At 73.1% G+C, this 22,312-nt stretch carries 21 protein-coding genes; 9 read left to right on the top strand and 12 right to left on the bottom strand.

Annotated elements, in window-relative coordinates; all coding sequences use genetic code 11:
* Positions 1–27: 27 nt before the first annotated feature.
* Together ABGB21_RS26135 and ABGB21_RS26130 are read left to right on the top strand one after the other, a co-directional pair.
* Complete coding sequence (locus ABGB21_RS26135) at positions 28–972, top strand: helix-turn-helix domain-containing protein (RefSeq protein WP_347652673.1); 945 nt, start codon at positions 28–30, stop codon at positions 970–972.
* Positions 969–1,379 (top strand): VOC family protein, encoded by a 411-nt coding sequence (locus ABGB21_RS26130; protein ID WP_347652674.1) that lies wholly within the window; start codon positions 969–971, stop codon positions 1,377–1,379. The genes ABGB21_RS26135 and ABGB21_RS26130 overlap by 4 nt, the downstream gene beginning before the upstream one ends.
* 45 nt (positions 1,380–1,424) lie before the next feature.
* Here the strand turns inward: ABGB21_RS26130 and ABGB21_RS26125 are convergent, their stop codons facing one another.
* From ABGB21_RS26125 to ABGB21_RS26115, 3 genes are all read right to left on the bottom strand, one after another.
* On the bottom strand, positions 1,425–1,883 hold the full coding sequence (locus tag ABGB21_RS26125) for a nuclear transport factor 2 family protein (protein ID WP_347652675.1): 459 nt from the start codon (positions 1,881–1,883) through the stop codon (positions 1,425–1,427).
* Between the two features lie 151 nt (positions 1,884–2,034).
* Positions 2,035–2,757: a YafY family protein gene (locus tag ABGB21_RS26120; protein ID WP_347679994.1), complete on the bottom strand. Its 723-nt coding sequence runs from the start codon at positions 2,755–2,757 to the stop codon at positions 2,035–2,037.
* Between the two features lie 9 nt (positions 2,758–2,766).
* The gene (locus tag ABGB21_RS26115) at positions 2,767–5,925 is read right to left on the bottom strand and encodes a BTAD domain-containing putative transcriptional regulator (RefSeq protein WP_347679992.1); all 3,159 of its coding nucleotides are present in this window, start codon (positions 5,923–5,925) and stop codon (positions 2,767–2,769) included.
* A gap of 410 nt (positions 5,926–6,335) precedes the next feature.
* On the opposite strand from ABGB21_RS26115, the gene ABGB21_RS26110 reads away from it, so the two are divergent.
* Genes ABGB21_RS26110 through ABGB21_RS26100 form a run of 3 tightly spaced genes read left to right on the top strand, consistent with a single transcriptional unit; the run spans position 6,336 to position 9,386 of the window.
* Positions 6,336–8,012 (top strand): ferredoxin reductase family protein, encoded by a 1,677-nt coding sequence (locus tag ABGB21_RS26110; protein WP_347679990.1) that lies wholly within the window; start codon positions 6,336–6,338, stop codon positions 8,010–8,012.
* Between the two features lie 20 nt (positions 8,013–8,032).
* Entirely contained in the window at positions 8,033–8,548 is a 516-nt protein-coding gene (locus ABGB21_RS26105) for an FMN-binding protein (RefSeq protein WP_347652679.1), read from the top strand.
* A 40-nt stretch (positions 8,549–8,588) separates the two neighbouring features.
* Positions 8,589–9,386 carry an FAD:protein FMN transferase gene (locus tag ABGB21_RS26100; RefSeq protein ID WP_347680052.1) on the top strand — a complete coding sequence of 266 codons (798 nt, stop codon included), beginning with the start codon at positions 8,589–8,591 and terminating at the stop codon, positions 9,384–9,386.
* A 36-nt stretch (positions 9,387–9,422) separates the two neighbouring features.
* On the opposite strand, the gene ABGB21_RS26095 is transcribed toward ABGB21_RS26100, so the two are convergent.
* From ABGB21_RS26095 to ABGB21_RS26080, 4 genes are all read right to left on the bottom strand, one after another.
* Positions 9,423–10,112: a TIGR04222 domain-containing membrane protein gene (locus ABGB21_RS26095; RefSeq protein WP_347679988.1), complete on the bottom strand. Its 690-nt coding sequence runs from the start codon at positions 10,110–10,112 to the stop codon at positions 9,423–9,425.
* 68 nt (positions 10,113–10,180) lie between these two features.
* Complete coding sequence (locus ABGB21_RS26090) at positions 10,181–10,846, bottom strand: hydrolase (RefSeq protein WP_347679986.1); 666 nt, start codon at positions 10,844–10,846, stop codon at positions 10,181–10,183.
* A 313-nt stretch (positions 10,847–11,159) separates the two neighbouring features.
* Positions 11,160–11,813, bottom strand: a complete 654-nt coding sequence (locus ABGB21_RS26085; protein WP_347679984.1) for an HAD family hydrolase — start codon at positions 11,811–11,813, stop codon at positions 11,160–11,162.
* A 170-nt stretch (positions 11,814–11,983) separates the two neighbouring features.
* Positions 11,984–12,388: a hypothetical protein gene (locus ABGB21_RS26080; protein ID WP_347679982.1), complete on the bottom strand. Its 405-nt coding sequence runs from the start codon at positions 12,386–12,388 to the stop codon at positions 11,984–11,986.
* A 557-nt stretch (positions 12,389–12,945) separates the two neighbouring features.
* Between ABGB21_RS26080 and ABGB21_RS26075 the strand changes: the two genes are divergently transcribed.
* From ABGB21_RS26075 to ABGB21_RS26065, 3 genes are all read left to right on the top strand, one after another.
* Positions 12,946–13,686: a phosphotransferase gene (locus ABGB21_RS26075; RefSeq protein WP_347679980.1), complete on the top strand. Its 741-nt coding sequence runs from the start codon at positions 12,946–12,948 to the stop codon at positions 13,684–13,686.
* Positions 13,687–13,858: 172 nt separating this feature from the next.
* Positions 13,859–14,047, top strand: coding sequence for a hypothetical protein (locus ABGB21_RS26070; RefSeq protein WP_347652684.1), 189 nt, complete (start codon positions 13,859–13,861; stop codon positions 14,045–14,047).
* Positions 14,048–14,327: 280 nt separating this feature from the next.
* Complete coding sequence (locus ABGB21_RS26065; protein WP_347652685.1) at positions 14,328–15,362, top strand: hypothetical protein; 1,035 nt, start codon at positions 14,328–14,330, stop codon at positions 15,360–15,362.
* A 37-nt stretch (positions 15,363–15,399) separates the two neighbouring features.
* Here ABGB21_RS26065 and ABGB21_RS26060 read toward each other — a convergent pair whose 3' ends face one another.
* The 3 genes from ABGB21_RS26060 to ABGB21_RS26050 all read right to left on the bottom strand — a co-directional run bounded on the left by ABGB21_RS26060 (position 15,400) and on the right by ABGB21_RS26050 (position 19,679).
* Positions 15,400–17,775 carry a glycoside hydrolase family 65 protein gene (locus ABGB21_RS26060; protein ID WP_347679978.1) on the bottom strand — a complete coding sequence of 792 codons (2,376 nt, stop codon included), beginning with the start codon at positions 17,773–17,775 and terminating at the stop codon, positions 15,400–15,402.
* A complete protein-coding gene (locus ABGB21_RS26055) occupies positions 17,772–18,626 on the bottom strand; it encodes a beta-phosphoglucomutase family hydrolase (protein WP_347679976.1) in 855 nt (284 codons plus the stop codon). Before ABGB21_RS26055 ends, ABGB21_RS26060 begins: the two co-directional genes overlap by 4 nt.
* 165 nt (positions 18,627–18,791) lie before the next feature.
* On the bottom strand, positions 18,792–19,679 hold the full coding sequence (locus ABGB21_RS26050) for a LysR family transcriptional regulator (protein WP_347652688.1): 888 nt from the start codon (positions 19,677–19,679) through the stop codon (positions 18,792–18,794).
* Positions 19,680–19,797: 118 nt separating this feature from the next.
* On the opposite strand from ABGB21_RS26050, the gene ABGB21_RS26045 reads away from it, so the two are divergent.
* Positions 19,798–20,145, top strand: coding sequence for a nuclear transport factor 2 family protein (locus ABGB21_RS26045; RefSeq protein WP_347652862.1), 348 nt, complete (start codon positions 19,798–19,800; stop codon positions 20,143–20,145).
* Between the two features lie 20 nt (positions 20,146–20,165).
* Here the strand turns inward: ABGB21_RS26045 and ABGB21_RS26040 are convergent, their stop codons facing one another.
* Together ABGB21_RS26040 and ABGB21_RS26035 are read right to left on the bottom strand one after the other, a co-directional pair.
* The gene (locus tag ABGB21_RS26040; protein ID WP_347652689.1) at positions 20,166–21,695 is read right to left on the bottom strand and encodes a multicopper oxidase domain-containing protein; all 1,530 of its coding nucleotides are present in this window, start codon (positions 21,693–21,695) and stop codon (positions 20,166–20,168) included.
* A gap of 124 nt (positions 21,696–21,819) precedes the next feature.
* Complete coding sequence (locus tag ABGB21_RS26035; RefSeq protein ID WP_347652690.1) at positions 21,820–22,308, bottom strand: DUF4442 domain-containing protein; 489 nt, start codon at positions 22,306–22,308, stop codon at positions 21,820–21,822.
* Positions 22,309–22,312 lie beyond the last annotated feature (4 nt).

Below are 22,312 nucleotides of genomic sequence, written 5' to 3'. Positions count from 1 at the left end.
CCCAGACTTCCGGCCTAGACTTCCCACGTGGTGCCCGAACCGCGGTCGGAACTGGTGCAGCGGCTGCCCGCGCCGCCGCTGCGCCCGTTCCTCGCCCCGTACGTCGGCTACCGGGACCGTGGCGTTCCGCCCGGCCGGCACCGGGGCCTGCCGTCGCCACACCTGACGTTGATCATCACGCTCGACGATCCGCTGGTGGTCACCGCCCACCCGGATCCGCGCACCCCACCGGGCCGGTACGACACGCTCGTCGGCGGTCTGCACACCGCACCGGCGCTGATCGAGCACGACGGTCGACAGTCGGGCGTCCAGCTCAGCCTCTCCCCACTCGGCGCACGGGCGCTGCTCGGCCTGCCGGCCGGCGAGCTCGCCGCCGCCGATCTCAGCGCCGACCTGGTGCTCGGCCCGTTCGCCGGGGAACTGCGGGAACGACTACTCGGTGCTGCCAGCTGGAGCGAGCGGTTCGACGTGCTCGACCGGCTGCTCGTCCGCCGTCTTGACGCTGGCGCCGGGCCGCCGGCCGAACTGGTCCGGGCCTGGCACCGCCTGCTGGCCAGCGGTGGGACGGTGCCGGTGGGTGAACTGGCCCGGCAGACCGGCTGGAGCGGCCGGTACCTGAGTCGCCGGTTCGGCGTCGAGGTCGGACTGAGCCCGAAACGGGCCGCCCGGGTGGTCCGGTTCGACCGGGCCCGACGCCTGCTGCAGCGCCAGGCCGGACGCCTGCCGCAGAGCCGGATCGGAGGCCCGGCGCAGCGGGACCAGACCCGACGCCTGCCGCAGCCCGGAGCCCGACCAGGGGGCCCGGCGGCCGGGCTGGCCGAGGTCGCCGCGGTGGCGGGTTACTACGACCAGGCCCACCTCGACCGGGACTTCCGCGAATTCGCCGGCTGCCCGCCGAGCCGCTGGCTGGCGGAGGAGTTCCGAAACGTCCAAGCCGGCCGCGTCGACCCGCCGACAGAATCGTCGGCATGACAGCCGAACCTCCTCCGCCCCAGGTCTGGCCCACGTTACGAGCCCGGGACGCCCGACAGTTGATCAGTTTTCTCGTCGACGCCTTCGGCTTCGAAGAGGTTTCGGTCAGCGCCGACGGTGACGTCGTACACCATGCGCAGCTCCGGTGGCCCCCGGGCGGCGGGATCATGCTGGGCACTGCCTCCGACCGGGCCGACGACCCGTGGCCGCTGCTGCCCGGCACCTTCGGCGCGTACGCGGTGACGGACGATCCGGACCGGCTCTGCGCCCGAGCGGTCGCGGCCGGCGCCGAACTGGTCCGGGAGGTGCAGGAGACCAGCTACGGCTCACGCGAGTTCCTGGTACGTGATCCGGAGGGCAACCGCTGGTCGTTCGGCACGTACCGGGGCGAGCCGGCACCGAACTGAGCGAGGATCGGGGACGGACCGGCCCCGGCCCGTCCCCGACCACGGTCAGGCGGCGGCGTACGCGGCCGCCCGGTCCTGCCCCGCGTGGGCGTCGTCGTGACTCCAGCACTCGACGATCCGGTCGCCCTCGATCCGGATGATGTCGACGCCCGAGACGGTCCCGACCGACCGGAGCCGACGGGTGGGCTGCCGTCCTGGGCGGAGACCGGTGCAGGTCCACCGGCCGGCGACCAGGTCCGGACCGATGATCGGGCCGACCTGGACGGTCAGCCGCAGCCCGGGGTGGGCGGTGTGCGCCGCCGACAGCCAGGAGAGCAGTTCGCCCCGACCACGCAGCCGGGCCGGGCCGTCGCCGACGCTCGGCAGGTGGACGGTCAGGACGGGAGCGACGATCTCGTCGACCAGCGTCAGGTCACCGTTGCGCAGGGCCACCCAGTTGTCCCAGAGCCTCGGCCGGGGGTCGACGGGGAGCAGGGCCGAGCTGTGGTTGGTGTTGATGGTCATGGCGAGACTTCCTCCCGTGGGGGCGGTGTCCGGCAGCCGCCGCACCGGTCGTTCGCGCTGCCCGCGCCGAACGTCATCAACCACCATTCTCGACCTGTCCCGAGGCACCATCCTGTCCGCTTTTCGCGACGGAAATTGCCTGATCAGAGGCTCAGGACGACATCATGCCGGGCAGGTTCAGCGGGGCCGTCGCCAGTTCGAACCGGCTCCGCCAGGCGGCGCCGACCGACCGGGGCGGGGCGACCTCGTCGGTCGCCGACGCCCGGCGCATCCGGTCCAGCCGGAACCCGCGCACCTCCTGGCGGAGCCGGCACCAGCCGACCAGGTACCACTGGTGGCCGGCGCCGAGCAGTTCCACCGGTTCGATGAGCCGGTGCGAGGCGCGGCCGTGCCGGTCGACGTACTCGATCGCCAGTACGGTCCGCCGGACGACGGCGTCGCCGGCGGTACGCAACACCTGGCGGGCCGGCGTCGCCGACCGCTCCGGGGCGCCGAGGTGGATGCGGTCCGCCACCTGGCGCGCGGCCTCCACATCGGACGACGACATCACTGCGAGGAGCTTGTAGAGCGCCGACCGGGCGTCGTCGAGGAACGGGGTGTCGGCCATCGTCTCCAGGGCGACCGCGGCGGCGATCGCCTCCCGTGGGGTGATGTTGACCGGCGGCAGGGTGTAGGCGCGGTCCAGCACGTAGCCGCCGCGCCGGCCCCGCTCGGGATAGATGGGTACGCCGGACTCCTGCAGGGCGCCGATGTCGCGCCGGATGGTGCGGGCGTCGACCTCGAACCGCGCGGCGAGCCAGCGCGCACTGCGCGGTCGCGGCGCGACCGCCCGCAACTCTTCCACCAGGGCGTAGAGCCGGTCGGTACGGTTCACCCGCCGACCCTACCGACGCGGTACGACGCTTTCCCCCGCCGTGGCCCGGCAGCGGCTCCCGTCCTCGTCGGTACCGCCGTCCGGGCCGCCGGAGGGGTCGGACGAATCCGGTTCGGCCAGCCGCAGCACGATGTTCGCCAACGCCGGGGTACGGATGTCCCGGGGATCGGCGAGCAGGTCCGCCCAGAGCCGGGCGTCCCGGGCGGCCTCCGGCTGCCCGGTCTCGTCGTACGCCCGGGCGAGCATGTGCAGCGTGGCGGCCTGGGTCGCCGGCATCTCCATCTCGCCGAAGGCACGGGCACAGTCGCGCAGCACCTCGACCGCCGCCGCCGCCCGTCCCTCCCCGATCCAGCCGACCGCCAGGTCCCGGGCCAGTCCGGTGGCCCACGGCCGGTCACCGAGCTGCACCGCCAGTTCGTGGCTCTGCCGGAGCCGGTCGATCGCCTCGGTACGCCGCCCGAGGCAGATCGCGGCCGAGGCGAGGTGCCGCAGGGCGGCCAGCAGTACGTACCGGTCGCCGACGGTCTCCAGCAGCGTCACCGCCCGCTCCGCCGCGCCGTACGCCAGTCCCGGCTCGTCGCGCAGCAGTCGGGTCACCGCGAGCGCGTTGAGGCACCGGGCCGTCACGATCTCCGGTACGCCGAGGTCGGCGGCCTCGGTGACCGCCGCCCGGTCCACCGCCAACGCCTCGTCGAGCCGGCCCAGACCCCGGTAGGCGGCGGAGAGCACCGGGGCGGCCAGCACCGCGCCGAGCGGGTCACCTTCGGCGCGGAACAGCTGCACCGCCCGCTGTGCCGTGGCGGCCGCCTCCTCGGCCCGGTTCTGGTAGTCGTAGAGCACCGCCAGGTCGCTGAGCAGGCAGGCCAGGCCGTGCCGGTCGGCGAACCGGGTGAACCGGGCCTCGCCGCTGCGCAGCCGCTCGGCGGCCCCGGCCAGGTCGCCCCGGGCCAGGCAGAGCACCCCCTCGACAAACTCGGTACGCGCCAACGCCCGCTCGTCACCGGTCCGGGCCGCCGCCGCTCCGGCCAGCCGCTGCGCGAGCCGCAACGCGGTCCAGTGTCCGTGCACCCAGAGGAACGGCGCCAGCCGCTCGGCCAGGACGATCGCGGCCCGATCGGCAGTGGGTCCGTCCCGGTCGACGGCGCGGTGCCCGGCCAGACCGATCAGGTTGACCAGGAAGTCGAGTTCGGCGCCGAGCCAGCCGAGCGGGTCGGCGGCGACAAGGCGTTCGACGCCGCTACGGGTCGGTCGTACCGGGTCGGCCGGCTCCTCCGGTCGGGCCCAGGTCAGGGTGCGCGGCAGCCGTCGGGCGGCGGCGCCGGCCAGCGCGGCGGCGGTCGCCAGCAGCCGGTTCCGCCCGGCGGTGGCGGGGCCGCCCGGTCGGGCGGCCTGATCCGGTCCGGTCAGGTCACCGGCGGCGAGTTCCTCGGCGTAGACCCGGAGCAGGTCGTGCAGCCGGTACCGCGGCTCGGTGCGGTCGGTCGGGCAGGCCACCTCCAGCAGGTTCGCCTCCACCAACTCGTCGAGGACCCGGTCCGGGTCGGCGCGGTCGAGCAGCTCGGCGACCGCCCACCCGGCGAAGCTGACCGGCCCGAGGGTGCCGAGCAGCACAAACGCCTCCCGCGCCGCCGGGGGGAGGGCCCGGACGCTGAGCGCGAGGCTGGCCCGGACCTGCTGGTCACCGGCGGCCAGTTCGTCCAGGCGCCGTCGCTCGTCGTCGAGCCGGTCGGCGAGTACGGCCAGCGGCCAGGACCGGGTCGCCAGCCGGGTGCCCGCGATCCGGACGGCGAGTGGGAGGTTGCCGCAGGCGGCGGCGATCCGGGCGGCGGGGACGGGTTCACCAGCCACCCGGTCCGGACCGACCACGTGCGCGAGCAGGTCCCGGGTCTCGCGGTCGGTCAGCGGGCCGACCGGTACGTGCCGGGCGTCGATCAGGTCGCTGAGCCGACGTCGGCTGGTGACCAGCACCGCACTGCCCGGGGTGCCCGGCAGCAGCGGGCGGACCTGGGCGGCGGTCGCGGCGTCGTCGAGGACCACCAGTATCCGCCGGTCCGCGAGCCGGGCCCGGTAGACCGCAGCCAGGGCGGTGAGGTTCTGCGGTACGGCGGTGCCGGGCACCCCCAGGCTCCGGAGCAGGTCGGCGAGGACGCCGGCCGGATCGCGGGGTGCCGCCGAGGCACCGGCGAGGTGGACGAAGAGCTGCCCGTCCGGAAACCGGCCCCGGAGCCGGTGTGCCACCGTCACCGCCAGCGCGGTCTTGCCCACCCCGGGCTGTCCGGAGACCGCGACCACCGGCACCACGCCGACGCCCGGCTCCAGCAGCCTCGCGATCCGTTCGATGCGGTCGGCGCGGCCGACAAAACCCGGTGCGGCCGGTGGCAGCTGGCAGACCGGGAACGGCGTCCCGGACTCCGGGGCCGACCCGACCGCCACCGGCTCCTCACCGTGCAGGACCGCCCGATGCGCCCGACGCAGCTCGGGGCCCGGTTCCAGGCCCAACTCGGTGACCAGGAGATTCCGGGCGTGCCGGTAGGCGGCGAGGGCGTCGGCACGGCGGCCGGCCCGGGCCAGCGCCAGCATCAGCTGGGCGTGCGACCGTTCCCGCAGCGGCTGCTCGGCCACCATCCGGTGCAGTTCGGCGAGCACGGTCCCGAGGTCCCCGCCGGCCGCCAGTTCGGCGTCGACACACTCCTCCTGGGCGCCGGTCCGGTCCAGTTCCCAGCGGGCGAGTTCGGGTTCCAGGGGCGGCACCGACAGGTCGGCCAGCGGTCGGCCCCGCCACTGCCGCAGGCCGGCCCGGAACCGCCGGGCCGCCGTACCCGGGTCGCCGGCGGCCATCGCCGCCCGGCCGAGCCCGATCTCACGCCGGAACACCAGCACGTCCAGGTCGTCGGGGCCGACCCGGAGCAGGTAGCCGTCGCCGCTGTGGTCGATCGTCACCCCGGGCAGCCGCTCCCGCAGCCGGGAGACGTACGTCTGCAGGTTCGAGGCGTACGACGCGGGTGGGCGGTCGGCCCAGAGCACCTCGACCAACCGGTCGACCGCCACCACCTGCCCGGCGCCGACCAGCAGGGTGCCCAGCACCGTGCGCTGGTGCCGGCTGCGCAGCACCACCTCCGCGCCGGTGTCCAGGCGGACCCGCAGTGGCCCGAGAACACCGAACCTCATCCGTCGTCTCCCAGCACCCGCCGGTGGCCAGTCACCGACGGGTAACGGTACCGCCGACGGTGGTTCACCCGACGTACGGCCGGCCCGGGCCTCCGGGGCGGGCGCCGGGCCGGCCCGGAAGGCGCACCCTCCGGTTCGGATGGTCGATGGTGGGCGCGGACGCATTCGTGTGGTGGCTGTGTGGCGGGGCGGTCCAAGCTGCTGGAGGCCCGTCGGGGGGCGGGCCGGCCGACGGGGGCGGGCGGCCCGTTGGGGGGGCGGGCCGCCGGGCGGCGCAGCGAAACCCGGTGGGCCCCGACACGGGCCGTCCGGGTCGTTCGCGACCGGGCTTCCTTAGCCCGCCGCCAAACGAATCTTAAGTGTGGCCTAAGCCGATCGTCGGTGGCGTCGGGATCCGGTACACCTGTTACGTGACACGCCGCCGGGATGTCGAGACCGCCGAACCCCTCACCGAGTGGGTGGCCGGCCTGATACCTCGGGTGTCGGACGACGACCCCTACGACCGGCCACCGTCGCGGGGCCGGGATCGCGACGCCTATCCGGACTACGAGCCGTACCCGACCCGGGGCGTGGACACCTACGCCGAGCCGGATCCGGACCCGTACCCCACCCGGGAACGCCCCCGCCGCGGCGGTACGGACCGGTCGTACCCGTCCGGCGACCGGGATCGGGAGCCCCGGTCGTACGCGGAGACCGCGCCCGCCTGGCGGCCCGGGCCCTCCGGCGGCGCGGAGGCCGCGCGGCACCGGGAGACCGCCGAGGTCGAGGTCTACGACCGGGGTGGCCGGCTCTTCTTCCACATCGTCTTCTGGGCGGCGCTCGCCACCACAGTGGAGCTCTGGTGGCTGAACACCCCGACCGGGTCGATCACCACCACCGCCGACGTGCTGGTCGCCGGTGGTCGGCTGACCGGCCTGGTCGGCGGCTACCTGCTGCTCGCCCAGGTCCTGCTGATGAGCCGGGTACGGTGGCTCGAACGCTGGATCGGGGCACACTCGCTGCTCATCTGGCACCGGGAACTCGGCGCCTTCCTGCTGCTGGCGATCCTGGCCCACGCCGCGCTGATCGCGGTCGGCTACAGCAAACTCACCAACGAGCCGCTGGTCGACGGCACCTGGACCCTGCTGAGCACGTACGAGGACATGCTCAGCGCGGTCGGCGCCACCGCCATCATCGTCGGGATCGCGCTGCTCGCCATCCGGGGCATCCGACGCCGGATGAACTACGAGCTCTGGTACTACCTGCACCTGAGCACCTATCTGGTGCTGCTGTTCAGCTACGGGCACCAGTTCGCCACCGGGCAGGAGTTCGTCAAGCCGGGCTTCGGCCGCTACTTCTGGGCCGGCCTCTACGTCTTCGTCATCGTCTCCGTCCTCTGGGGACGGATTATCTCCCCGCTGCGGTTCAACCTTCGGCACCGGCTGCAGGTCGAGGACGTCGTCCCGGAGGGCACCGACATGGTGTCGATCTACATCTCCGGGCAGCGCCTCGACGAGCTCGACGCCCGGGCCGGGCAGTACTTCCGGTGGCGGTTCCTGACCAAGGGCTGCTGGTGGCAGGCGCACCCGTTCTCGCTGTCGGCGGCGCCGAACGAGCAGTGGCTCCGCCTCACCGTCAAAATCGTCGGCGACCACACGGAGTCGCTGCAGTACCTCGAACCCGGCACCAAGATCTTCGCCGAGGGGCCCTCCGGGGTCTTCACCGCCAACCGGGCGATCCGGCCCCGGGCCCTGCTCATCGCGGGCGGCAGCGGCATCGCGCCGATCCGGGCGCTGCTGGAGGACCTGCCCGAGCGCGCCGTGGTGATCTACCGCTCCCGGACCGAGGAGGAGCTGCTCTTCCGCGACGAGCTGGACTGGCTGGCCCGGTCCCGCGAGGCCCAGGTCTGGTACGTGATCGGCTCCCGCGAGGACCCGGCGCCCCGGCACCTGTTCACCGCCAAGGGCATGCGGGAACTCGTCCCCGACGTCCGCCGCCGCGACATCTACCTCTGCGGGCCGCCCGGCCTGGTCGACGTCTCGCTGCGTACCCTGCGCAAACTCCGGGTCCCCCGCCGACAGATCCACCTCGACCCGTTCGAGTTCTGACCCACCACGAAGGAGAAGAAGTGCGTCGCGCCGCCTTCGCCGTACTCGGCACCGCCATCGGCACCAGCCTGCTGATCGGAGCCAAACTCGGCACCCCGACCCCCGGCACCGGCACCCAGGTGGCGCTCGAACTCACCGACGACGAGGCCGGCGCGGCCGGTGGCGGCGCCCCGGAGAGCCCGAAGGCGACCCCGAGCGGCAAGCAGAGCAGTCCGCCGAAGAAGAACAACCCGCCGACCAAGCCGCCGTCGAGCGGGCTGAAGGACGGCACCTTCGCCGGGGCGACCGCGAACTACACGTACGGCGGGATCAAGGTCACCCTGGTCGTCGAGGGCGGCAAGATCACCGACGTCTCGGCCGCATACCCGCAGGACGACCCGACCAGCATCTCGGTCAACGAGCGGGCCATCCCGAAGCTGCGGCAGGAGGTCCTCACCGCGCAGAGCGCCAAGATCTCCACCGTCTCCGGGGCGAGCCTGACCAGCGAGGCGTACCAGGCGTCGTTGCAGTCCGCGCTCGACAGGGCAAAGGCCTGAGCCGATGGGCAGCACCGGACTGCGTCGGGTCGAACAGATCATGGGTACGCCGATCAGCGTCCGGCTCGCCGATCCGCTGCCCCGGCGGCACCTGGCGGAACTCGCCGACGAGGTCTTCGACTGGTTCCGCGAGGTGGACGAGCGGTTCAGCACGTACAAGCCGGACAGCGAGGTCAACCGCTTCGACCGGGGCGAGCTGTCCATCGAGGACTGCTCTGCCGACCTGCGGCTGGTGGTCGAGGCCTGCGCCGACCTGTGGCGGGAGACCGACGGCTACTTCGACGCGTACGCGACCGGGCGGTTCGACCCCTCCGGTTACGTGAAGGGCTGGTCGGTACAGGTCGCCTCGGACCGGCTGCTCGCCGCCGGCTGCGGCTCACACTGGCTCAACGCCGGTGGCGACATCCGGGCCCGGGGCGGGCCCCGGCCGGACGAGCCGTGGCGGATCGGGATCCGTCACCCGTGGCAGCCGGACCGGGTCTGCTGGGTGCTGGGCGGCACCGACTTCGCGATCGCCACCTCCGGCACGTACGAGCGGGGTTTCCACGTGGTCGACCCGTACCGGGGCGCGCCGGCCACGGCGCTCGCCTCGGTCACCGTGGTCGGCACGGACCTCGGGCGGGCCGACGCCTTCGCCACCGCCGGGGTGGCGATGGGCGCCGCCGGCCTGCACTGGCTCGCCGGCCTGGCTGACCACGAGGTGGGCGTGATCACCGAGGACGAGCTCTCGTTCCGCTCCGACAACTTCCCGGTGGTGGTGCCGTTCGGCGTGCCCGACGAGACCGCCCGCTCGGTACTCGCCGAACCGACCGGGTTCCCGGCCTCCCGGCCACACTGAGCCCGGCTCCGGGCCCGACACCCCGGGCCGAACCGGTCAGACCGCGCCGGCAGGCAGGGACGGGACGCCGGGGCGGAAGGCGTCCAGCAGGCGCGTCCACCACCCCTCCTGGAGCAACCCGCTGTCCCGGGCGAACTGCGGCATCAGGATCCGCAGCGCGGTCACGCCGTACAACGCCACCGCCGTGCCCGGCTCGGCCGCCGGATCGGTGGCCGGCGCGCCCGGTACCGGATGCCGTCGACGGGCGTCCCGGAGCAGCCGGGCACCGGCGACGGTCTGCCGGGGCAGGAACAGGTTGGCGAAGACGGCGAAGGCGAGCACGATCAGCAGCGCCGCCCCGCCACCGACCACGTCGTCGGCGACCAGCCGGGCGACCAGCAGCGGTGGCACCAGCACCAGCATGGCCGGCAGCGCGATCCGCCGCCAGGCCGGGCGGAGCAGCCCGAGGCCGATCAACCCCTCCCGGTGCTCGGCCAGGGCCCGTCGGACCTGGGGCTGGTTGGCCACCTCACGGGGCGCCATCGCACCGTGCAGCGCACCGAAGAGCGCCCGTTCGAGCGGTTCGAGCCGGGCGGGCAGCACCCCGGCACGGCGGAGCCGGCCGGGCGGGTCGGCGACCACCAGGCCACGGGCGTGCAGCATGGCGAGACCGGTACGCACCGCGGCCCGGGCCCCACCGGTCAGGTAACCGAGATCAGTGGCACTGGCGTCCTGCTGCTCCGTCATGCTCCTCAGTATGAGCCGCCCACGCTCATAGGTATCCGTCACGGCGTGCCGGGAGGTGGCGTCGGCGGCTATCCGGCACTTCGGGGCGGCAGGGCGGCGGTGAACCAGTCAGCGGCGTCCCGGGCCACCCGGTCCAGGGTGCCGGGCTCCTCGAACAGATGGCTGGCCCCGGGGATCACCCGCAACTCCGCCTCGGCCGACAGTTGGGCGTGCGCCTGCTCGTTGAGCCGGATCACCTCGGTGTCGAGGCCGCCGACCAGGAGCAGGGTGTCGGCCCGGACCCGGCCCAGGTCGGCACCGGCCAGATCAGGCCGGCCGCCCCGGGAGACGACCGCGTACACCTGGTCCGGCCGGGCGGCGGCGGTGGCCAGCGCGGCGGCGGCGCCGGTGCTGGCGCCGAAGAGCCCGATCGGCAGCGGCCCGGCCGGCTCGCCGGTGGCCAGCCAGTCGACGATGCCGGCCAGGCGCTCGGTGAGCAGCCCGATGTCGAACCGCAGCTCGCCGGTCCGGTCGTCGATCGCCTCCTCGGCGACGGTCAGCAGGTCGACCAGCAGGGTGGCCAGGTGCTGCCGGTTGAGCGCGTCGGCGACCAACCGGTTGCGTGGACTGCGCCGGGAACTGCCACTGCCGTGCGCGAACAGCACGACCGCCCGGGCCTGCGCGGGGACCACCAGGTCGCCGGTGAGCTGCACCCCGGCGATGGGAACTGTCGTCTCGGTCGTCCGGGTCTCCATCCGTCCGCCTCCACCCTTCGCCGGTACGTCGTGGCCGTCCGATCCGCCTTACCCACCGGCCGCCAGGGCACGCATCAGCCCGTGGGCGGTCTCTGCCCCTGCCCAGCGTCACGACCGACCCTGCGCCGCGTCGACCGACGCGCGTCATGCTCAGCTTGACAAGGATTACCTGCGTAATGCCAATGAGGCGGACGTTCGGTGAACCGCCTCTCCACTCGGCGGGCATTTCTCCGGCGGATCGAACCGGCCGGCGGACGGCGAACCGTACTCAACTTCTTCGCTGCTGGAGTGGAGGCTGTCGCAGTCGAATCGCTCAGACCTCTTCGAGCAGGGCCGGCAGTTTGCGCATGTCATCAAAGATCACCGTGGCGGCGCCCTCAAGCTGGCGGGCGGGAGTCAGTCCACCCGCATAGCCGAGGCAGCGCATGCCGGCGGCGCGGGCCGCCTGCATGCCGTACAGGCTGTCCTCGACCACGACGCACGCCGCAGGCGGGACACCCATGGTCGCCGCCGCGTGCAGGAACAGGTCTGGGGCGGGCTTGCCGCGGGCGACCTCGGTCGCACTGAAGATGCGACCCTCAAAGCGGCGGTACAGTCCGGTGCGGCCCAGGGTGTGCCGCATCTTCTCGTGGGTACCGCTGGAGGCCACGCACGTCGGCTGACTGATCGCGTCGAGCGCGTCGGTGATGCCTTCGACCGCGGTCAGTCCGGCGTCCACCTCCCGGCGGTGTGCCAACTCGAACCGCTCGGCCCAGGTCGCGGCCACATCGTGCCCGAGGCGGGCGGCGATCAACCCCCGGATGGACGCGTGGGACCGGCCGATGAACCGCTCGACCACATCCGCCTCGGTGAGTGGCCAGCCAAGGTCCGCGCCGACCGTGACATGGACGCGGACCGCGATGCGCTCGCTGTCGACCAGCACGCCGTCGCAGTCGAAGATGACAAGCTCGACCGGATTGATCTTCATTGAAGAAGACTACGGGGGATGGATGGCGGGCCCGGCAACGCCCAGCTGTCCACAGAGGTGTGCGATCGCTGTCGCCACGGCGGTGTTGGCCAAGCTGGGCAGGTCGAACGCGAGCCAGCACCACCGGCTGTTGCACGATCAAGCTGGCGGGACGTGCTCATCTGCCACGCTCAGGGTGAGGGAGCGTGGAGTCGGCGTACGGTCGGCGCCGGCCTGCGCCGAAGCCGCCACCACATTTCGACGAGGACCGGTGGCAGCACGATCGCGGCGCCGGCGAACGCAAGTGACAGAATGCGCCGTTGTTGGATCTCTTCACGCAGTTCTTCGTAGCTGGCCCGGTCTTCGACGACGTCGCCACGGGACGACACGCACTCGTCGCCGGGCCCGATCAGGACGTCGTGGTCGGCCGGGTTGGGCTCGAAGCAGGCGATCCTGGTCGGCTTCAGTTCCCAGTTGACCCGCTCCCAGTCGACGTCGACCCACGACTGCGACATGCAGGTATCGCCCGAGCAGGACATGCGTACCGGCAACTCCCAGCCGGACCGCAGCATGAGAGCGCCGACGAGCAGGCCCAACAGGACAGAGCCGAGGGAGACGACCGCACGCATGTCAGGTTGGACCGCCGGCAGTCGTATCTGGTTCCACCGGAATCCCGCCATCGACGCCCGCAGCCCGGGGGCTACCCGGGTTCGCTCGGCGGGAGGTGCGGCTGTGGCGTCCGTCCCCGGCCCTTCCGGATGTGCCGGGCCTGCTGTGGTACGGGACCGTCCTCAGTCGGCTTCCGGACGACGGGGCGGTCCCCGGACGTCTGGATCGGCTGCCGGAGGGGCGCCACGAGCAGCGTCGGTTCCGGCGTCCTTCCTGGCTGCCCGTTGTTCCGCCGGCAGGATGCGCCATCGCCACGGACCCGCATCGCCGAGGCGTCCGGTGTACCGGAGCAGCACCCGCGTGGCGTGCTCCCGTTTCCCGTCTGCTGCCGCCGCTCGGTCGTGGCGTCCGGAGCCAGTCGAGCCAGGATGCGACTACTGACCCTCGCGGGAGGCCACCACTTTTCCGTGCGCCGTGGCGCATGCCGCGTCGTACGCGATAAACCTGTGGTGGCGCCGATGATCATTTCGTGATAATGGCTGACATGGAAGAGGTCAAGGTCGTCGTCGCCCATGACGAGCGCGCGACCCTGCGGGTCGGCGACGTGTTTCTGAAGATCGACGCCGATCAGACGCGCATCGACGTCGAGGTCGAGGCGATGGCCCTGGCGCCGATCCCGACTCCGCAGGTCCTCTGGCGCAAGCCCCCGGTGCTCGCGCTCGCCGCCGTGCCCGGGGTCGCACTGGGCCGCCTCGGCGAGCCGTCGCCCGTGTCGGCGGCGGCGTGGGCCGCGGCGGGTGCGGCCGTACGGGCACTGCACGACGCGCCCCTGCCGCCGTGGCCCGGTCGGCGCCTCGACGAACTCGTGTCCCGCCTGGACGGCGAATGCGAGGCGCTCGTCACGAGCGGCGTCCTGCCCGCCGAACTGGTCGCCCGCAACCGCGAGGTTGCCGAGGCTGCGCTCCGACCGTGGAAACCGGTGTTCATCCACGGTGACCTGCAGCTGACCCACATGTTCGTCGACGACGATGACACGATCACCGGTGTGATCGACTGGTCCGAGGCGGCCCAGGGTGATGCCCTGTACGACCTCGCCGTCCTGACGCTCGGACACGAGGAGCACCTTGACGACGTGGTCGCCGGCTACGGCGCCGACGTCGACCGCGACGTGATCCGCGGATGGTGGTCGTGGCGCAGCCTGGTGGCGGCCCGCTGGCTGGCCGAGCACGGCTTCGACCCGGCCGAGCCCGGCTGCGAGTTCGACGTGTTGAGAGCCCGGATGTGAGGCGGCCCGAGGCCGGCGACCACGAGCGGTGACCGGGGCGCCGCTGGACGCATCCGGAGCGGTCCCCCCGACGGGCGGCCCCCCGTTTGCCCTCCCGGCGGTGGGGAACGCGGTGATCCGGAGGCCGGCTGGCCGACGCTCCACGACGTACGCGACGAAGGTGAGGAATGTGATGGCCCGCCAGAAGTCCGGCAAGTCGAAGTCCACCGCCAACCCGGAACAGAAGGCCGGGGAGCACGGTCCCGACCCGAAGCGCTGGACGGACGAGGCGGCGAAGGCACGCAGCCTCGACGACCTGCGCCGACTGCCGCCCCGGGACGCGACCGGGCAGCCCTCCAGCGGCGAGCGCTACGAACGCTGACGGCACACCCACGGGGCGAAATGGCACCTGATCCACTCTTTCGGTGGAAGTTGCTGGTCAATCCCTCTTCTCGGCATGTCGCACTGGCCGGTTCGGTAAGCTGGCCACGGTTTCGCCCGGTGGCGCACCCCTCCGCGCCGGCGTGACCGCCGCCGATTCGCCCTCCGGGCGAGCCGGGGCCCAGCTGACCGGAGAATCCACCGCCGCATCGGGCGCAGCGCGCCCGTCACGGCGTACGCCCGGTCAGCCGGCCCGGTGGTCGGCCGACGGAGGGGCTTGCATGACAGGATCCGGACGTCCACGATTACCACTGGCCTTGGCGCTGCTCGTCGCCGTCGGCGCGCTCGCCACGACCGCGGTCCGCCCCGGTACGGCGTCGGCGGCGCTCGACCCCGCCGCCCCGGCCGGCGACGAGGGTGGCACACCGCTCATCCGGGACGTGCTCGAAGCCACCGGCCGGGGCTATCTGCAGGCCCGGGCCGCGCTCGCGAACGCGAAAACCCGGCAGGCGAAACTCGCCGCCGAGGTACGCCGGGTCGAGGCCCGGATCGCGGAACTGGTGCCCGAGGTCGAACAGGTCGCCCGCAACGCGTACCGGACCGGTCGGATCGGCCCGGTGCTGGTGCTGCTCGGCAGCACCTCGGCCGACAACTTCCTGGAACGCGCCCGGGGTCTGGAGACCATGGCCCTGCGGGACAACCACCGGCTCCGCCAGCTGGGCCAGGCCCGGGCCCGGCTCGTCCGGGCGAAACTCGCCCTCGACGCCGAGGTCACCGAGGAGCGCCGGCAGCTTGCCGTGATGGTCAAGCAGAAGCAGGCCGCCGAACGGGCGCTGGCGCTGGTCGGCGGCGAGTCGACCAGGGGGTTCGTGGCCGTCGAGTCACCGGTGGCCCGGTCCGCGCCGCGCGACGCCGACGGGTCGTGGCCGGCCCAGACCTGCAGCCAACCGGACCCGACCACCAGCGGCTGCGTCACCCCCCGCACCCTGCACGCGCTGACCGAGGCGCGCCGGGCCGGCTTCACCCGGTTCACCTCCTGCTTCCGCCCGGGCGGGCCGTACGAGCACCCGAAGGGCCGGGCCTGCGACTTCTCCGCCGAGAAGCGCGGGTTCGGCGGCGACGCCAGGGGCGGCGACCGGACGTACGGCAACAACCTCGCCGCGTTCCTGGTCCGCAACGCCGACCGGCTCGGCATCCTCTACGTGATCTGGTACCGGCAGATCTGGTTCCCGGCCACCGGCTGGAAGTCGTACGGCAGCGCGCACGGCGACCCGTCCAGCGACCACACCAACCACGTACACCTGTCGCTGCTCTGAGGTACGGCGGCGCCGACGCGACACCCGGCCGGGCGGCCTACGGCTCGCTCTCGGTCGCCCGGCGCACCGGGGCCCGGCCGTCCGGCTGGGCCGGCTGCGGCCCGGTCGGCCGCATCGGCGGCACCGGCAGGGTCACCGGGTCGTCGCAGGTGACCCGGACCAGTTCGCCGTGGTGGGTCAGTTCCATCACCGCGTCCGGGTGGTCGCTGTCGCGTAGCGCGTACGTCACCTCGTGCTGGCGTACGTCGACCCGCAGGTGCACGGTCCGCCAGCGCAGCGAGAACTCCAGCCGGTCGATCCGGCTCGGCAGCCGGGGCTTGAAGCAGAGCACGTCGTCGTGGTCGCGCAGCCCGCCGAAGCCGGCGACCAGGGCGATCCAGGCCCCGGCGAGCGACGCCACGTGCACCCCGTCCCGGGTGTTCTGGTTGAGGTCGTGCAGGTCCATCAGGGCGGCCTCGCCCAGATAGTCGTGGGCCAGTTCGAGCTGCCCCACCTCGGCTGCCAGCACCGCCTGGGTGCAGGCCGACAGCGACGAGTCCCGGACCGTACGCCGCTCGTAGTAGGCGAAGTTGCTGGCCTTCTCCTCGTCGGTGAACGCGTCACCCCGCCAGTGCATCGCCAGCACCAGGTCGGCCTGCTTCACCACCTGCTTGCGGTACAGGTCGAAGTACGGGTAGTTGAGCAGCAGCGGGTACTGGTCCGGCGGGGTGCCGACGAAGTCCCACTCCTGGTACCGGGTGAAGCCCTCCACCTGCGGATGGACCTTCAGCTCCTCGTCCCAGGGGACGTACATGTCGGCGGCGGCGTCCCGCCAGGACGCGGTCTCCTCGTCGTCGACGCCGAGCCGCCACGCCTCCTCGCCGTACCGGGTGGCGGCGTCGGCGGCGGCGAGCAGGTTCCGCTGCGCCATCAGGTTGGTGTAGACGTTGTCGTTCTTCACCGCGGTGTACTCGTCCGGGCCGGTCACCCCGTCGATGTGGAACCGGCCGTGCCGGTCGTGGTGGCCGAGCGACCGCCACAGCCGGGCGGTCTCCACCAGCAGCTCCAGCCCCACCTCCCGCTCGAACTGGGTGTCGCCGCTGGCCAGCACGTACCGGCGTACCGCGTCGGCGATGTCGGCCGCGATGTGGAACCCGGCGGTGCCGGCCGGCCAGTACGCCGACGTCTCCTGGCCCCGGATCGTCCGCCAGGGGAACGCCGCCCCGTTCAGCCCCAGCGTCTTGGCCCGCTCCTGGGCCAGGTGCAGGGTGGAGTGCCGCCAGCGCAGCGCGGAGGCGACCGCCGACGGCAGGGTGTACGTCAGCACCGGCAGCACGAACTGCTCGGTGTCCCAGAACGCGTGGCCGTCGTACCCCGGTCCGGTCAGCCCCTTGGCCGAGATCGGCCGAAGTTCGGCGCGGGCGCCGGCCTGCAGCACGTGGAAGAGTCCGAACCGGACCGCCTGCTGCACCTCCGGATCGCCCTCGACCCGGACGTCGGAGTCGTCCCAGAAGTTGTCGAGGTAGTGCCGCTGCTCGGCGCAGAGCCCTTCCCAGCCGGAGAACCGGGCGCCGGCGATCGCCGCCCCGACCTGGTCGCGCAGCGCCGGCCGGGACCGCCGGCTGGACCAGCCGTACGCCACGTACTTGACCACCCGCAGCTCCTCGCCGGGACGGAGTACGCAGGTGACGGTGGTCCGGGCCCAGTCCTCGTACGCCTCGGTGCCGATCAGCTTCCGCTCCGGCCCGTACACCTCGTGGCTCATCTGGGCGGCGAGCCGCAGCCCGCTCGCCTTGGTGCGGTGGATCAGCAGCCCGCCGTCACTGTGCACCAGCCGTTCCTCGGCCCGCAGCGGCGACTCCAGCACCGCCGCCACCCGGGGGTCGCGGCTCTGCGACGGCAACTGCTCGTTGGCGACCAGCTCCGACTGGACGATCAGCCGCATCGGCCCGCTGAGCGGCTCGACCCGGTATTCGATCGCGGCGACCGACCGCTGGGTGAAGGAGACCAGTCGGGTGCTGCGGACCCGTACCGCACGTCCGGCCGGGGAGTGCCATTCGACGCACCGCTGCAGGGTGCCGGCCCGCAGGTCGAGAACCCGCTCGTGGTTGACCAGTTCGCCGTACCGGACGTCGAACGGCTCGTCGTCGACGAGCAGCCGGATGAGCTTGCCGTTGCTGACGTTGACGATCGTCTGGCCGGATTCGGGGAAGCCGTAGCCGGCTTCGGCGTACGGCAGCGGACGCAGCTCGAAGAACGAGTTCAGGTACGTCCCGGGCAGCCCGTGCGGGTCGCCCTCGTCGAGGTTGCCGCGCAGCCCGATGTGCCCGTTGGAGAGGGCGAAGACCGACTCGGACTGGGCCAGCACGTCCAGGTCGAGCCGGGTCTCCCGGACGTGCCACGGCTCGACCGGATAGGCCCGCTCGCGGATCACCGGGCCACCTCCGGGTCGGCGCCGGGCCGGGGACCGGCCGGGCCGCCCTGGCTGACCTGGCCGCCGCCCTGGCTGGCCCGGCCGCCGCCCTGGCTGGCCCGGCCGTCTTCTCCGGCGTGCAGCAGCTCGGCGAGGTCGGAGACCACGACGTCGGCACCGTGCCGGCGCAGTTCGTCGGCCTGGCCGACCCGGTCCACCCCGACCACGAACCCGAACCCGCCGGCCCGGCCGGCCGCCACTCCGGCCTGGGCGTCCTCGAAGACCGCCGCCTGCTCGGGACGGACCCCGAGCAGGTCCGCGCCGGCCAGGAAGGTGTCCGGGTGTGGCTTGCCGCGCAGTCCCCGCTCCCGGGCCAGCACCCCGTCGACCCGGGCCTCCACGTACGGCCCGAATCCGGCCGCCACCACCACGTCGGCGGCGTTGGCGCTGGCCGAGACGACGGCCCGGCGTAGCCCGGCGGCCTGGGCGGCTTTCAGGTACGCGATAGACCCCTGGTACGCCCGCACCCCGTCGTCGTGGATCCGCCGGAGCAGGATGGCGTTCTTCCGGTTGCCGACGCCGTTGACGGTCGCGGCGGTCGGCGGGTCGTCCGGCTGGCCCTCGGGTAGCACGATCCGCCGGGAGGCGAGGAAGGTGCGTACCCCGTCGGCCCGGGGGCGGCCGTCGACGTACCGGTTGTAGTCCTCGCCGGGGTCGTACGGCCGGAACGGCTCTCCGGTGGCGCTCGCGCGCTGCCGGAGGAAGGCGTCGAAGGTCTCCGCCCAGGCCGCGTTGTGTACCTGGGCGGTCTGGGTCAGCACGCCGTCCAGATCGAACAGGCAGGCGGTCACATGAGCGGGTAGGCCCAGCACGCCTACCAACCTAACCGCGGCGCCCTTGATCGGCACGCACAGCGGCCAGGAAGGGGCCCTTTGTTGTCGCCCGACCAGCGGTTGCCGCGCCCCCGCCAGGCCCGACCGGGCGGCGCCCCGGGGCGCGGCAGGGCACCCTCCGCCCGCCCCCACCGCTGCCGACGTTCAGCGGTCTGCGCCGGGGAAGGCCTCCCGGAGGTGCCCGAGCAGCTTGCGCAGCGCGGGATGCGGCCGGTCGGCCCAGACCAGGGCCAGCCGGGCCGGCGCCTCGACGTCGTCGATCAGCCGGGCGGTCAGCCGGTCCCGGTGGCCGTGGGCCATCGACTCGCTGAGCACCGCCACCCCGAGGCCCCGGGCGGCGAGGTCGGCGATCGCGTCGCCGGCGCTGGCCTGGAATCCGACGGTCGGCCGGAGTCCGGCGGCGGCGCAGGCGCGGTCCAGGACGGTGCGGATGCCGGTCCCCTCCGGCAGGCAGACCAGGGCGTGCTCGGTGAGGTCGGCGAGGGTCACCGTCCGCCGGTCCGCGAGCGGATGGTCCGGTGGTACGACGGCGACCAGACGCTCGCTGACGATGGTGCGGGTGGTCAGCCCGGCCGGGGCGGCGTCCGCGGTGCCGACCAGGGCGAGATCGAGGCGGCCGGAGCGGATCTGGTCGACGAGCCGGTCGGAGTTGTCCTCCCGTACCGTCACGGTCACCCCGGGATGTGCCCGGTGGAACGCGGCGAGCGCGGCGAAGAACGGCCCGACGGTGCAACCGATGATCATGCCGATGCCGAGTTCGCCCCGAATGACGCCGGTCACCTCGCCGACCGCCTGCCGTACCGCGTCGGCGTGGGCGAGCGCGGCCCGGGCCGGTTCGAGTGCGGCCCGACCGGCGGCGGTGAGGGTCGCGGTACGGGTGGAGCGGTCGACCAGGGTCGCGCCGAGCTCCCGTTCGAGCTGCCGGATCTGCGCGCTGATCCCGGACTGGCTGATCCGTACGCGTTCGGCGGCGCGGGTGAAGTTCGCCTCCTCGGCGACGGCGACGAAGTACTCCAGCTGCCGCAGTTCCATAACCGCAGATTCTAGTTTTCAGCAGAACAAGCTGTTGGACTTCTGATCCGGGGCGCCGCAGGCTTGCCCGGTGGACAGTGACGAGAGGGGCGGTACGGTGGCGGACCGCGAGCGGGCCATGCGCCCGGAAGACCTGACCCGGCTTTTTGTCGAGCGCTCCAACGCCGGTGACGCCGAGGGGGTCGCCGCGCTGTACGAGGAGGACGCCGTGTTGGCGTACCCGCCGGGGAGCGTGACCGTCGGACGGGCCGCGATCCGGGACCTGTGGGCGAGGGTGCTGGCGAACCGGCCGCGTCTCGCACCGGAGGAGCCGTTGCCGACGCTGGTCAGCGGGGACCTCGCGCTCACCTCGACGCCGCCCCGGGACGGTGCCGGGGCCCGCGCCCAGGTGGTCCGGCGACAGCCGGACGGCTCCTGGCTGCGGGTCCTCGACCGGCCCGAGTTCACCCCGCCGGCAGCCGGCTGACCCGCCCGGCGGGGTGGCACTCAGTCGTGGTGGTGCGGGTTGGCGGGCGGACGGCCCGGCTGCTGGCCCGGCTCGACCACCACGAACTGGCCCATCATGCCCTGGTCCTCGTGGTAGAGCAGGTGGCAGTGGTACATGTACGGCACGTTCGGGTCGGCGTGGTCGGCGAACCGGGCGATGATCCGGATCGGCCGCCTCGTCTCCAGCAGTACGGTGTCCTTCCAGCCGCGCAGTTCCGGTGGCGGTTCCCGTCCGGCCACCGAGAGGACCTGGAACTGGACGTCGTGCACGTGGAAACTGTGCGAGGTGCCGTCCAGCTTGTTGAGTTCCCAGATCTCGGTGGTGTCCCGGGTGACCGCGAAGTCGATCCGGTCGAGGCTCATGTCGTGGTCGTTGATCTCCCGCCCGGAGAGGGTGAAGGTCCGGGTGGTCGCGGCGGAGGCCGGGTCGAGCCGGTCGATCGGGGCGAGCCGGTCCGGCACCTCCGGGGCCGGGGCGAGGGTGCCGGCGGCCCGTAGTTCGAGTACGTCGAACCGGTCGTCGCCACCGGTGAACCGCTGGCCGAAGATGTCGAGGCCCTGCTCCGGCGGGTAGCTGCGCAGCACCGCCCGTTCGCCGGCCCGGACCGGCACCACGATCTCGGCCCGCTCGCCGGGGGAGAGTCGGATCCGGTCGGTCCGGTGCGGCGCCGCCAGCAGTCCGCCGTCGGTGCCGATCAGCGCGAACTCCCGGTCGTCGGCGAACCCGAACCGGTACGTCCGGGCGGTGGAGCCGTTCAGCAGCCGCAGTCGCACCCGTTCCGTGCCCACCTCGAGGTACGGGCCGACGGTGCCGTTGACCAGCAGCGTGTCGCCGAGTACGCCGATCCCGCCGAGCAGCCCGCGTCCGGCGTCGAACCGCCCGGCGGAGTCGAAGTTCCGGTCCTGCACGATCACCGGGATGTCGTCGACGCCGTACCGTCGGGGCAGCGGCAGACCCATGGAGATCTCGTCGTCCAGGATGAACATGCCGGCGAGTCCCTGGTAGACGTGCCGTTCGGTCTCGCCGTGCAGGTGCGGGTGGTACCAGAGGCTGGCGGCGGGTTGGTTGACCGTCCAGTGCGGCGACCAGGTGGCGTTGGGGCGGATCATCTGGTGCGGCCCGCCGTCCATCACCGCCGGCAGGTGCATGCCGTGCCAGTGCACGCTCGTCGGTTCGCCGATGCCGTTGACGACGTTGACCACGACCTGTTCGCCGCGTGCGGCCCGCAGGGTCGGACCCAGGTAATCCCCGTTGTAGCCCCAGGTGGGGGTGGCGCCGCCCGGGTGGAGGTTCCGGTGGCCGGGCTGGGCGCGCAGGTCGAAGACCCGGCGGCCCTGTTCGTCGATCCGGGACCCGGCCAGCGGCGGAATCGCCAGCGGGTTGACGAAGTCGACGCGGCCGGTGGTGTCGATGGCGCTGCGGGTCCAGACCCAGGCGCCGAGTCCGGCCCCGCCGGTGCAGATGAGCAGCACGCCGGCCAGCGTGCCGACCAGTACCTTGACCCATCGCCGTGCCCCCGTGCCGGACATCCACACCCCTCCTATAGCGCGCTTCGCTACATGTAGGGTGTCTGCATATCTGGCCCGCCGTCGAGACCCACGCCGGAAAGTCAGGGTGGGATCAGGGAGCCCCGTAGCCGTGCCCGGCGGTCCTTCAGGGTCGGCGGGACAGCGGCTTCAGGGTCCAGAGCACGGTCAGTTCGGTGGTCGGCTCGCCGTCCGGGTTCTCCTCGGCCTCGATCTCGACCAGTATCGGGAACTCCGGTCGGCGCCCGGCGTCCAGTTCGGACAGCACCTCGGCAACCGGCCGGCCGAGCCGCGCCGTCGCCTGGACCGGTCCCATCGCCAGCCGGCGGTAGCCGATCTCGGCCCGAACCGCCAGCGGCACGGCCCGGTCGAAGTGCTGACCGAAGACGGCCAGCACCACCGCGCCGGACGCGGTCTCGCCGAGGGTGAAGAGCGCGCCGGCGTGCGGCCCGCCGACGTGGTTACGGGTCGCCGGCGAGTCCGGCAGCCGGACCACGACCTGCGGGGCCCCGCTGGAGTCCGGCGCCGTGAGCGCCACGAACTCGATGCCGAGGGTCTGCGCGAACGGCACCGAACCGAGCATCCCGGCGGCGAGCCGCTGTACGTCAGTGGACATGGCC

It is taken from the genome of Plantactinospora sp. B24E8 (genome assembly GCF_039871735.1).
Taxonomy (GTDB): domain Bacteria; phylum Actinomycetota; class Actinomycetes; order Mycobacteriales; family Micromonosporaceae; genus Plantactinospora.
The sequence above is the reverse complement of the archived record's forward strand: the minus strand, read 5'-3'. Positions and strand labels throughout refer to the sequence as shown.